The sequence below is a fragment of the Vibrio sinus genome (assembly GCF_023634645.1).
GTDB lineage: Bacteria > Pseudomonadota > Gammaproteobacteria > Enterobacterales > Vibrionaceae > Vibrio > Vibrio sinus.
On sequence record NZ_JAMKMR010000018.1, the window covers coordinates 55714 to 68505 of the forward strand.

The following is a 12792-nucleotide window of genomic DNA, read 5'->3' on the forward strand; positions in this document are numbered from 1 at the left end:
AAGTCGCTTCAAGATGCGAGTTTCAGCGAGAGAGAAGACTTAGTTCTCTTTTAAAAAACGCATTATTCTCTCCAAGTCACGCGTCCTCGGAATTGGGGGTAAGCTGGCGAGAAATATACCTCCATAATGGCGTGTGACCAAACGATTATCACAGATAATGAGTGCACCTCTATCGTGTTGATCTCTTATTAGTCGCCCAACCCCTTGTTTCAGTGAAATAACTGCATCTGGAAGTTGAACTTGAGAAAATGGATCGCCACCTTGAAGCCGGCAATCTTCTATTCGAGCTTTGAGCAATGGATCATCTGGGGCAGTAAAAGGGAGTTTATCAATGATGACACAACTTAACGCATCACCTCGAACATCAATGCCTTCCCAAAATGCGCCCGTTGCAACGAGAAGCGCATCTCCGAGCTCCATGAATTCCGCGAGCGTTTTTTGTTTACTGGTTTCACCTTGTACCAGCACTGGTAATTCAAGTACTTGCCTAAATCGATCCGCCAACTCTCTCATCATGGAATGGGAAGTACAAAGAAAAAAGCAACGGCCTTTGTTTTGCTCTATGACTGGGGTTAACATCTCGACCAGCTTTTGGGCCAATCCGGCACTATTGGGCTCAGGAAGATAACGTGGGACACAGAGCCTTGCTTGGGACTGATAATCAAAAGGGCTGGGTAAATGCAAATGCTGTTTCGGTTGAATGCCCAACCTCGAAGTGAAGTGGCCAAAGTCGTCGTTAACTGACAACGTGGCGGAAGTAAACACCCATGCCCCTGACTGCTCTTCAATGTGACTATGGAATTTGTCTGCGACAGATAAAGGAGTTACATGAAGAGTAAAATGTCTTGGCGTGGTATCAAACCAGTACGAATAACCTGTGATAGAGACATCGCAAACTCGAATGATGCGCCCCTTGATTGTATTCGCCCTTTCAAACGCGGCATCAAGAAGCTGGCTTCTCCCTAAGGCTATTTTCATCACTTCAATAGTAAAATCTAACGCATCGATTAGGCGCTCTACTTCTAACTTGATTGCACTCGACTGTATCGCCTCGCGCCAATTTCCTCGAAAACCCGAATCTCCTAGAACAATACGCAGATCAGACGCACATTGAACCAATTTTGCACTGACTTTCTGCAATTGCCGCATATCTTTCGCTTCGGTTCGATACGCCAGTTCGATGTCTTTTGCTAATTCATGGACTTGTCGACTCGATATCGATTGGCCAAAATAATGGCTTGCAATATCAGGCAGTTGGTGCGCTTCATCGAAGATAAATACCTCCGCTTCAGGAATCAGTTCACCAAACCCTGTCTCTTTAATGGCTAAATCCGCTAAAAATAAATGATGGTTGACCACAACGAGATCGGCATCCATCGCTTTTCTGCGAGCTTTGAGGACAAAACAATCACTATAACTTGGGCACTCCTTTCCCAAGCAGTTTTCGTTAGTGGAGGTAATGGCTGGTATCACATGACTATCTTCAGCAAGGTCATCACACTCTCCCAAATCTCCAGATTTGCTTTCGCTTGACCAACGACGCACTTTAACCAGTTGGGTTAACATTCCGGGATCAGCATCTCCACTGTGGCTTTCGACCAATTGCTTACTCAACCTTTCTAAACACAAATAATTAGAGCGCCCTTTAAGTAGCGCAATTTGCCCATAGAATCCTAGTGCATTCGCTATCAAGGGTAGATCTCGATGAAATAACTGCTCTTGTAGGTTTTTGGACCCAGTACTGATAATGGCCTTTTTACCACTAAGAAGTACCGGTACAAGATAGGCAAACGTTTTTCCTGTCCCTGTACCCGCCTCTACAACCAATTGAGATTGCTCACCAATGGCTTGATATACCGCTTCCGCCATGTCGGTCTGGGCTTGTCGTGATTGATAACCAGGAATGGCCTTTCCTAGTGCACCATCAGAAGAGAACGTTTTCGATATCATAACTGGGTAGAGTTGGGTGAATTAAGCCAATTATATACCCCTACTGCACAGAACAACATACTCACAAATCAACGGAAAACAAAGGATTGTTATTATTAGTAGAACAATCAATTGCCAGTTTACTCGTAGATAGCATCAAAGCGTCTCGCTATTCTTCGCTTTAACAACGAGGAGGTGAAGACAATGAATGAAGCAAAGCAATATGAGCAAACCTCAGCAAGAGAAAATCTAGATGTCCTGACTCGAAAGCAACTGCCAGCTTCAATAGAGCGCCAGCTGATTCAAATTCCACGTGATACATGGAGCCAGCATCCTAACTATTTTGGCAAAGCAAAGTTCTTTATTGATTACCACAATAGCCTGAAACAAATGTCTGCGGCACTCGTCAATAATCTAGAAGTGATGTTAGATTCACCAAAGCCTGACTTCACCTTGCAGGAGGTGATCCATCAAGGACAAGGGTTTATCCAGACAGCGCACCACCATCACTATATGGAAGATCACTTTTATTTTCCGCATTTCAGAAGAGTGGAACGCGAACTTGGTAAAGGCATTGATCTACTCGACGGTGATCATAAATCGCTATCCAACGCACTAAACGATGTGCAAGAGAGAATTTCATTTCCAAACGGGCAAGTTGACCCAAACTTTTCTCTCGGCTATCTACATGAGAGAGCGGTAAAGCTGGATAACATTTTAAAGCGTCACTTAGATGATGAAGAAGAAATCATCATACCTATATTTCTAAAATATGAGCGTTCCTATTAGAGCTTCTATCCATTTAGGAGATAGGGAATGACGCTTCGAGTGAAATCCATTATTAAAATGTAGAAGTCCAAATGCAAAAGAGCGCAAGCCAACAGCTTGCGCTCTATTCATCTGCGCTATTTTCGATTGATAAATCTTTCTACCCAGGCAGGCCCATCAAAGACATTGCCCTCAGGCGACATTGCCTTAGCCGCTTCCGAAGGAGATGCTTTGTTTTGCCACATTTCGTTTAGCAGCTCTTCATCCATCTCGTGCTCGCCAAGTAATTCACTGACTCTTTCCGAGTACAATTTTCTTGCAAGAAGTTCTTTATCCATGCCCACACCTACACACGACTTATCAGGTGGAAAAATCCAACAAAGTACAACAAACCAAGGGCGTAGTGCAGCGTTAAACGTGAATGTTATATGTCGCAACCACGCCCATAATAGATTAATTATAGACCTTGGTCAGTTTAAGCAGGCAGAGAAAGGATATTTCAATTAATCACTGATTTGGGCGTATCGACCTTTGACGTCAACACGCCCCATTTTTTACGCCATCATTATAGCTTTACAGCTAGTTCGACGCCTTGACGAATGGCTCTAACCGCGTCCAACTCTCCGGCGTAGTCTGCTCCACCTATCACGTGAAGCTTGTCGTCTAACTTCTCCCAACACTCTTCAAATGGGCGAACCGACTCTTGACCTGCACAAACCACCACCATATCCGAATTAAGCACTTTTTCTTGACCATCAAGTTTAATATGTAAACCCTGTTGGTCTATCTTCTCGTAGCTCACTCCTGAGATCATTTCAACACCACGCTTTTCTAGTGTGCGCTTGTGTATCCAACCCGTCGTCTTTCCTGGCCCTTTACCAATACGACCTTTTCGGCGCTGTAACAACCATACATGCTTATCGGCCACCGATTCTGGATAAGGGTACAGTCCACCAGCATGGGACAAAGATTTGTCTATGCCCCATTCTTGAAGCCAGTGATCGAGACCATGCTCTTTTGGCTCAGTCAACATTGAGGCAACATCGACCCCGATGCCACCAGCACCAATGATGGCCACATTGTTTCCAACGGGAGTTTTGTCTCTGATTAAAGTTTGGTAGTCAACCACGTGAGTTGAGTCATCAATACCTTCTAGTTGAATTTCTCTGGGCTTGACGCCTGAGGCGATAACCACTTCATCAAATTCAGCAGTCATATCACCAGTAAACTCAGAATCGAGCTTAAGATTGACGCCCGTCTCATCAATTCGATTAGCAAAATAGCGAATCGTCTCTCTAAACTCCTCTTTGCCCGGTATCTGCATAGCGAGCCTAAATTGCCCTCCTATGCGGTCATTTTTCTCAAATAAATCGACTTTATGGCCTCTCTCCGCCAACGTCGTAGCACAAGCCAGCCCTGCAGGCCCTGCACCGATCACCGCAACCGATTTGGGTTTGTCTGTTGGTAGCACCTGAATCTCGGTTTCATAGCAGGCTCTCGGGTTAACAAGACAGCTAGCACGTTTACCTTTAAATACATTGTCTAAACACGCTTGATTACAACCAATACAAGTATTAATTCTCTCGGCTTCGCCTTGGCTGGATTTGTTGACAAACTCTGGATCGGCCAAAAATGGTCGCGCCATGGATACCATATCCGCTTTGCCAGTGGAGAGAATACTTTCCGCTTCATCAGGCGTGTTAATGCGGTTGCAGGTAACAATAGGAATTGAGACATGAGGCCTGACTTTTTCCGTTACCCAGCTAAATGCGGCTCTTGGCACCTGGGTGGCAATAGTAGGCACTTTCGCCTCATGCCAACCAATACCTGTGTTTAAGATGGTAACACCAGCGCTTTCCAAACCTTTAGCTAGCATTACAACTTCATCAAACGTACTGCCCTGTTCAACCAAATCAAGCATTGAAAGTCTAAAGATGATGATAAAATCTCTACCTACCCGCTTGCGCGTCTCTTTAACAATTTCTAAAGGAAAACGCATGCGATTTTCGTAGCTTCCACCCCATTCATCATAGCGAGTATTGGTTCTGCTACAGATAAATTGATTGATCAGGTAACCTTCAGAGCCCATGATTTCAACGCCGTCATAACCCGCTTTTTTTGCAAGCGCTGCGCTACTTGCGAAATCTTCAATGGTTTTTCTAACTTGGCGTTTGCTCATTTCAAACGGGGTAAACTTCGCAATAGGTGCTTTGATTGCTGAAGCACTTAGGGCCAGTGGGTGCATTGCATAGCGTCCAGCATGGAGTAACTGCAACGCAATTTTTCCGCCATGTTTATGCACAGCTTCTGTCACCACTTTATGGGCATTAACATGTTTAGGTTTGTTAAATTGGGCACTAAATGGGTGCAAGCGCCCACGAAAATTTGGAGAGAACCCACCTGTAACGATTAGCCCTACTCCACCTCTTGCTCTTTCTTCATAGAAGGCGGCCAATCTATTCAGACCCGATTTATCTTCCTCTAGACCAGTATGCATAGATCCCATAAGGACTCTATTCTTCAGTTGGGTAAACCCTAAATCTAATGGTTCTAAAAGATGCGAATACATAAACAACAGTCACTCAGACAGTTAATGGTCTGACCAGATTAGTTGCTCTTTAAAAAAAAATCAAACACTTGTTTACTTATGTTTAACATTGATCGTTTTCTCTTTATTTACGATACCAAAGTAATAGTTTTGCCATTGAAAATGCTCCACTCATCGACATACGCTATTCAGCTTACTATCTTTGTCCATATGCCCTAGCGACTCCAAGGCGCGAAGATGCTGCGCGTTATCGTATGCCGTTGTTTAATTTTGTTAAACTTCTAGGGTATCATTCCTGTTCACTCAAACGTTGGTGGCTCACCACTGTAGGGATACGATGAAACAAATATTCAAATTTATCGGTATGATCTTTAAAGGGATCTGGAAACTCATCACTTTTATAAGATTGGCTTTTATTAACCTGTTGTTTTTGGCGATTGTTGCCGTTATTTTTTTCGGTTTTATCCATTCCGACGCACCGCCTGCCAAGCCTGAGAAAAAATCCGCTCTGGTACTCAATCTCTCAGGGCCTATTGTCGAGCAAAGCTCTTATGCCAATCCCATGGATTCGTTCTCTGAGTCTTTACTTGGTCAGGAATTGCCTAAACAAAATGTGCTGTATCAAATAGTAAGTACAATTCGGCATGCAAAGGATGACCCAAACATCACAGGCCTCGTACTGTCTCTAGGAAAAATGCCAGAAACCAATTTGACCAAGTTGCGCTACATCGCCAAAGCATTAAACGAATTCAAAACTTCAGGCAAACCAATTTATGCTGTTGGTAGCTTTTACAACCAAAGTCAATACTATCTCGCTAGCTACGCGGATAAGGTGTTGCTCTCACCCGATGGCGCAGTATTAATCAAGGGTTATAGTGCCTATGCCCTATATTATAAAACCCTGCTGGATAAGCTTGACGTTAACACTCATGTGTTCCGAGTGGGAACATACAAGTCCGCTGTCGAACCCTTTATTCGCGACAACATGTCCAAGGCAGCAAAACAAGATGCCGCTGACTGGTTGGGCCAATTGTGGGGAGCTTATGTCGATGATGTCGCAACCAATAGGCATATTAAGCCAAATACATTAACGCCAACCATGAGCCAGTTCTTGGCGCTAATGAAGAAAAACAAAGGTGATCTTGCCGTTTTAGCCAAAAATATTGGTTTAGTGGATGAGTTGGCCACCCGTCAACAAGTTCGCGCTGAACTCACCAAAAAATTTGGTAGCGACGGAAAAGACAGCTATAACGCAATTAGCTATTACAAATATCTGTCTCAAATCCCGTCCAAACCGAAAACCGCTGCAAGTGATATTGCGGTCATCGTAGCCAATGGCACCATCATCGATGGTAACCAAATGCAAGGAAAAGTGGGCGGCGACACCATCGCACAAATGTTAAGAAAGGTACAAAACGACGACAAAATTAAAGCGGTCGTTTTGCGAGTGGATAGCCCTGGAGGCAGCGCATTTGCCTCCGATGTCATCCTCAACGAAATCAAAGCCGTTGAAGCTGCTGGTAAACCAGTTGTGGTTTCTATGTCCAGTCTAGCGGCCTCCGGAGGTTACTGGATCTCCATGGGTGCAACAAAAATCATCGCTCAGCCCACCACATTGACCGGCTCGATTGGCATCTTCAGTGTCATTACCACATTTGAAAAAGGCTTAAATAAAATCGGGGTCTACACTGATGGTGTAGGTACAACACCATTTTCTGGTGTCGGGTTAACGACTGGATTAAACAAAGGTATCTCGGCTGCGATGCAAATGGGGGTCGAGCATGGCTACAACCGCTTTACCAGTTTGGTTAGCCAGTACAGACATATTCCACTGGCTAAGGTTGATAAGATTGCGCAAGGTAGAGTCTGGACCGGACGTGATGCCAAACAGCTTGGTCTGGTCGATCAACTTGGCGATTTTGATGACGCAATTGCCCTCGCAGCAAAACTGGCCAAGTTAAAATCCTATAATCTGGATTGGATGAAAAAACAACTTACGCCTGCTCAGCAAATTATCAGCGATCTCATGAAGCAAGTGAGCGTCCATATGGGTATTACGCCATCAAGCCTAATACCTCAATCTCTTTTGCCCGTGGCAAGTCAAATAAAGGAAAGTACTAGCTTAATGAACAGTTTGAACGATCCGAAAGGGCAATATGCCCTGTGTTTGACTTGCAGTGTCCAATAAATAACTCGATAACTTAGTTAACACTATGGCTGCCTATTGGTGGGTAGCCTTTTTTATTGCTTTCTCGCTATCTATATCTTTCGCATTTACCCGTCATTTCGGTATATAATTTCGGCCCAGTCTCCCTTAGATAATTGGCAATTAGCAATGGCAAGAAAACACATATATATCGCCTACACAGGCGGCACAATTGGAATGAAAAAGTCCAGCCAAGGTTATATTCCTGCAACAGGATTTATGGAAAAACAACTCGCTAGCATGCCAGAGTTTCATCGTCCCGAGATGCCTCAATACACCATCCATGAATACGCGCCACTCATCGACTCTTCAGATATGGCCCCTAAAGACTGGCAACAAATCGCCGACGATATTCGTGACAATTACGAACAATATGATGGCTTTGTCATTTTGCATGGCACAGATACCATGGCGTATACCGCATCGGCTCTGTCATTTATGCTGGAGAATTTATCTAAGCCTGTGATTGTCACCGGTTCGCAAATTCCTCTGGCAGAATTGCGTTCAGATGGCCAAGCCAATTTGCTCAATGCTCTGCACATTGCTGCCAATTATCCAATCAATGAAGTCACTTTATTTTTTAACAATAAACTGATGCGTGGTAACCGTAGTACCAAATCCCATGCTGATGGGTTTGATGCATTTACTTCGCCCAACTTACCGCCGTTACTTGAAGCGGGAATCAACATAAAGACCAACCAAAGCCTCATACTCGATAATGAGGTTAATGGAGCATTTCACGTACACAATATTACCCCGCAACCCATCGGCGTGATTACTATGTACCCCGGAATATCTCATGAGGTCATTCGAAATACCTTACTGCAACCCGTCAACGCCATGATTCTTCTCACGTTTGGTGTTGGCAATGCCCCACAAAACCCAGAGCTTCTCGCACAACTTAAAGAAGCCTCAGATCGAGGTGTCATCGTGGTTAACTTGACTCAGTGTTTAGCTGGTAAGGTGAACATGGGTGGGTATGCAACGGGCTGTGCATTAGCTGAGGCAGGTGTGATCAGTGGATATGACATGACACCAGAAGCGGCACTGGCGAAGCTGCATTATCTGCTTAGCAAAGGACTCTCCTACCGAGAAGTCAAACAGCAAATGCAACAAATATTACGTGGAGAGATGACGCTATAATTCTTTAGCTGTCTATAGCGTGCCCTGCCTATCAAATTCTTAGGCTGGGCACGCTAAACGTAACCTGTGTTCTATTCGTTGATTTTTACCTTGAAAATGTCGCTGTCTGGCGATTGAAACTGCTTTTTTAGTTCAGTTTTTGACTTAAAACTGATTTCTCCCCCTGCGGCAACTGTCATATGTTGCGCTTCTACATTATGCTTAGATTGATACAGCATAAGAGCTTGCATACATGAATCGCGCTGCTCTTGGGACAATTGAGTCCCATCTGGCCACCTTCCAGTTTCCACTGCATAGGTGAGATTCTCGTAAGCTTCTGGTGTTATGGCGTCAACTAAACGCTCTGTATCCATGGTGTATCCTTAACATAGGAGTAAGTTTGGTATGAAAATAACTTGTAACCATTGCGAGTCAAGCATGAAGCAATAATTAGACGGAAATGATCACAAGTAAGGATACTATGAGTGTACTAAAATTCACGTTGATCGTCACATTCGCTCTGGCACTGACTGGATGTTTCGAAAATAAAAATAATACAGACAAGCTCTGTAAGAGTTACCCTGAGCTAAAATGCGAACGCCTTAACACCAACGATGGCCAATGCCGTTTACCCCGAACGGATTTAATCTGGCACAAATACGAAACCCACAAAGAACCTTCAGATGTAAACAAAATCAAAGAATATGAGCTGGTGACTTTATATAGAAAGTGTCTTGCTAATGCCTCACAAATACAAACCTTTGATACCTCAAAACGAGCAGAAAGACGTGTGGAAGCCTTACTGTTTTCTGGTGAGGAGCAAGAACGCCTAATACAAGAGCTCAGAGCTTCACAATCCCCCATCACCCTTTACTTTATGTGGTCCCAACTTGGTGATGAAGACGCGAGAGCCGCATTTTTGGCCTTAGAAGGCACCAACGCGCTAGAAACGTCAGAAATGCAGTACAAGTTAGCCACTATGTATACCCAACGTGATCAGGAAAAGACCGTCTCGCTACTTCACCGCTCACTAGAGCTTTCAAGAGATAAAAACGTCAATACCGATATATTCCAATCGTTAGCCAGTATTCACTACCGGCAAAAAGAAAAAGAAAAAGCGTATATTTGGGCAAAAGTAGCAGAAGGCTATGAGATTTCCGTCGTATCAGGCAAAGAGCTACAGTTGCTATACGGTTATGATCAGGCCAAATATAAGAAACTCGATAAGGTCGCAGACAAAGTGGAGTCCGCGATAAAATCAGGCAAGTATCGTAGAGAGCTGATACCTGACAAATATTAGCCTTCATTGAAGGCTAATATGGTTAGCTTTTTCAGAAACCTTTCATAAAATTCTGTAACAAACTAACGTCATTCCCCTTCGCTTGAGGACTTTTTGTTGAAAATTAACGACACTGAGTTAACACAAAACCTTTCCCCGGTTGTTGGGGGGCCATCAGGAAAAACATGCCCTAAATGACTATCACATGTCGCACATCGTACTTCTGTGCGCACCATTCCGTGACTATTGTCCTCTAAATAGCGTATGGCTTGATCATTGATTGGCGCATCAAAGCTAGGCCAGCCACATCCTGATTCGTATTTGTTGTCTGAAATAAACAAAGGGGTTTTGCAGCAAGTGCAAGCATAAACGCCTGAATCAGATTGATAAAGTAACTTACCGGAATATGGGGCTTCCGTTCCGTGCTTTCGACATACTCGATATTGTTCTTCTGTAAGCTCTTCGCGCCACTGATCGTCGGTTTTCTCGACTTTACTGACTGGTTGTTCCACGTTATGAATCTCCTCACTTAATCTGCATTTTATCAATCTAATTATTGCGCAAAGTACTTGCGAAAGATGGCCGTTCTAGCACATACTCTCTGCCCATGACGTTCTGTATAAAAATACAGGGTGGCAAGAACACTGTAGTATTTTACTCCAACTTGATACTAGAAAAACCGGTAATAAGTTCAAAAAGCAGCCGCTTCTATTCATTAGCTGATAAAAGCAGCAGTTTTTTTTGACTTTAAGCAATGAAAGATCGATTATCTGTTGCGGATTGTTACTGGATTCTGTAATTTTACTACCAGTTATCTTTAATCAGAAATTTAAGTTGTGGAGCAACTATAATGACTATCAAAGTAGGTATTAACGGTTTTGGCCGTATTGGGCGTTTCGTATTCCGTGCTTCTGTTGAGCGCGAAGACATCGAAGTAGTAGGCATCAACGATCTTATCGACGTTGAGTATATGGCTTACATGCTAAAATACGATTCAACTCATGGTCGTTTCAACGGTACTGTTGAAGTTAAAGACGGCAACCTAGTTGTTAACGGTAAGACTGTTCGCGTTACTGCTGAGCGTAACCCAGCTGAACTTAAGTGGGACGCAATCGGCGTTGACGTTGTTGCTGAAGCTACTGGTCTGTTCCTAACTGATGAAACTGCACGTAAGCACATCGAAGCTGGTGCGAAAAAAGTAGTTCTAACTGGCCCGTCTAAAGATAAGACGCCAATGTTTGTAATGGGTGTTAACGACGACACTTATGCAGGTCAAGACATCGTTTCTAACGCTTCTTGTACTACTAACTGTCTAGCTCCTATCGCTAAAGTCCTAAACGACAACTTCGGTATCGCTTCTGGTCTTATGACAACAGTTCATGCAACAACTGCAACTCAAAAAACAGTTGACGGTCCTTCTATGAAAGACTGGCGTGGTGGTCGTGGTGCTTCTCAAAACATCATCCCATCTTCAACAGGTGCTGCTAAAGCAGTAGGCGTTGTTCTTCCTGAACTAAACGGCAAATTGACTGGTATGGCTTTCCGCGTACCAACAGCTGACGTTTCTGTAGTTGATCTAACAGTTAACCTAGAAAAAGGCGCATCTTACGAAGCTATCTGTGCAGCAATGAAAGAAGCATCTGAAACGACTCTAAAAGGCGTTCTAGGCTACACTGAAGACGAAGTGGTATCTCAAGACTTCATCGGTGAAACTCAAACTTCAGTATTCGATGCTAAAGCTGGTATCGCGCTAACTGACAACTTCGTTAAAGTGGTATCTTGGTACGACAACGAAATCGGTTACTCAAACAAAGTTTTAGACCTAATTGCTCACATCTCTAAGTAATTAAGTCAACATTGTTGAGATAAAAGGCGGCCTTCGAGTCGCCTTTTTCGTTTCTGGAACCAGAGGAGCCACGAATGGATTTATCCACTTTACCCGTAATCAATACTTTATCTGATTGCATCACTATTAGACAAAAAGATCAGATCAAGATCGCCTACATACAGCACCCTAAAGCGACGGCTGCCATATCTTTATTTGGTGCTCATATGCTTTCATACATACCTCAAGGGCAGCAAGACCTGCTTTGGATGAGTGAAGCCTCAGCCTTCGATGGCAAAACAGCCATTCGCGGTGGAATACCTGTATGTTGGCCTTGGTTTGCCAACTTTGCCTCTCCAAGCCACGGATATGCCCGTACCAGTGAATGGCGCATCGTCGAACATCAAGAAAATGACAAGGGTGTAATCATTCAGCTAGGCCTAAAAACAAATGACGCTATCTTTTCGGTGTGGCCAAATCAATTTGAGTTGCTTCTCTCAATAGAAGTCGCAGAGACCCTCAAGGTTTCGATGAATATCACTAACATCGATAGCAAACCTTGGGCATTTTCTGGCGCACTGCATAGCTACCTCAACGTTGGCGATATCTCTAAAACCTCCATAACAGGAATGGGACCAAGTTATATTGATAAACTGCTAGATGGCAAACAAGTGCAAGGTGAAGATACTCTGTTGGTTGATCGAGGTATCGACCGAATCTATACCGAACCTGAAAGCACGATTTTAATTAAAGACGAGCAGCGACATCGTACCCTTCACGTAGAAAACTCTGGCCACAATTGCGCAGTATTATGGAACCCATGGCAAGAAGGCTCGCAAAGCATGAAAGACATGCAAAATGACGGTTACCGCACTATGATTTGTGCTGAGTCGGTGTTGTACGCTTCGGATGAAAAAGAGCTTTGTACTCTACAGCCAGGCGAAAGGTATACACTCTCGACATCTCTCTCTTCTGAGGTATAGAGCCTAATCACTACACGCAATACTTTGTGATTAAGAATGCTGTATGATTCAGCTCACTATAGGGCAAAAGGATGCAAGAACCCTCTTCTTTGCCCTGTGATTTTGTTACCAAGATCAATCTATCCCCATCAC

11 protein-coding genes are annotated in these 12792 nt (G+C 43.8%); 6 read left to right on the forward strand and 5 right to left on the reverse strand.

Translation table 11 applies throughout. The annotated features are described in order from the left end of the window. Positions 1-39: 39 nt before the first annotated feature. Positions 40-1950, reverse strand: a complete 1911-nt coding sequence (gene yoaA, locus M9194_RS16710; RefSeq protein WP_250613826.1) for a DNA repair helicase YoaA — start codon at positions 1948-1950, stop codon at positions 40-42. A 183-nt stretch (positions 1951-2133) separates the two neighbouring features. Here yoaA and M9194_RS16715 point away from each other — a divergent pair, with 183 nt between their 5' ends. Continuing rightward, positions 2134-2718, forward strand: a complete 585-nt coding sequence (locus tag M9194_RS16715; RefSeq protein WP_250613827.1) for a hemerythrin domain-containing protein — start codon at positions 2134-2136, stop codon at positions 2716-2718. 116 nt (positions 2719-2834) lie between these two features. Here the strand turns inward: M9194_RS16715 and M9194_RS16720 are convergent, their stop codons facing one another. Both M9194_RS16720 and M9194_RS16725 read right to left on the reverse strand, forming a co-directional pair. Continuing rightward, positions 2835-3035: a hypothetical protein gene (locus M9194_RS16720; RefSeq protein ID WP_250613828.1), complete on the reverse strand. Its 201-nt coding sequence runs from the start codon at positions 3033-3035 to the stop codon at positions 2835-2837. A gap of 227 nt (positions 3036-3262) precedes the next feature. Then, complete coding sequence (locus M9194_RS16725) at positions 3263-5266, reverse strand: 2,4-dienoyl-CoA reductase FMN-binding domain-containing protein (protein WP_250613829.1); 2004 nt, start codon at positions 5264-5266, stop codon at positions 3263-3265. A gap of 316 nt (positions 5267-5582) precedes the next feature. Between M9194_RS16725 and sppA the strand changes: the two genes are divergently transcribed. After that, positions 5583-7433, forward strand: coding sequence for a signal peptide peptidase SppA (gene sppA, locus M9194_RS16730; protein ID WP_250613830.1), 1851 nt, complete (start codon positions 5583-5585; stop codon positions 7431-7433). A gap of 147 nt (positions 7434-7580) precedes the next feature. Next, positions 7581-8594 (forward strand): asparaginase, encoded by a 1014-nt coding sequence (ansA, locus tag M9194_RS16735; protein ID WP_250613831.1) that lies wholly within the window; start codon positions 7581-7583, stop codon positions 8592-8594. Positions 8595-8665: 71 nt separating this feature from the next. On the opposite strand, the gene M9194_RS16740 is transcribed toward ansA, so the two are convergent. Further along, positions 8666-8947 carry a YeaC family protein gene (locus M9194_RS16740; RefSeq protein WP_250613832.1) on the reverse strand — a complete coding sequence of 94 codons (282 nt, stop codon included), beginning with the start codon at positions 8945-8947 and terminating at the stop codon, positions 8666-8668. A 107-nt stretch (positions 8948-9054) separates the two neighbouring features. On the opposite strand from M9194_RS16740, the gene M9194_RS16745 reads away from it, so the two are divergent. After that, the gene (locus tag M9194_RS16745; protein ID WP_250613833.1) at positions 9055-9873 is read left to right on the forward strand and encodes a DUF2989 domain-containing protein; all 819 of its coding nucleotides are present in this window, start codon (positions 9055-9057) and stop codon (positions 9871-9873) included. 68 nt (positions 9874-9941) lie between these two features. On the opposite strand, the gene msrB is transcribed toward M9194_RS16745, so the two are convergent. Continuing rightward, the gene (msrB, locus tag M9194_RS16750; protein WP_250613834.1) at positions 9942-10364 is read right to left on the reverse strand and encodes a peptide-methionine (R)-S-oxide reductase MsrB; all 423 of its coding nucleotides are present in this window, start codon (positions 10362-10364) and stop codon (positions 9942-9944) included. A 338-nt stretch (positions 10365-10702) separates the two neighbouring features. Between msrB and gap the strand changes: the two genes are divergently transcribed. Both gap and M9194_RS16760 read left to right on the forward strand, forming a co-directional pair. Then, on the forward strand, positions 10703-11698 hold the full coding sequence (gap, locus tag M9194_RS16755; RefSeq protein ID WP_250613835.1) for a type I glyceraldehyde-3-phosphate dehydrogenase: 996 nt from the start codon (positions 10703-10705) through the stop codon (positions 11696-11698). A 74-nt stretch (positions 11699-11772) separates the two neighbouring features. Beyond that, on the forward strand, positions 11773-12660 hold the full coding sequence (locus M9194_RS16760; protein WP_250613836.1) for a D-hexose-6-phosphate mutarotase: 888 nt from the start codon (positions 11773-11775) through the stop codon (positions 12658-12660). Positions 12661-12792 lie beyond the last annotated feature (132 nt).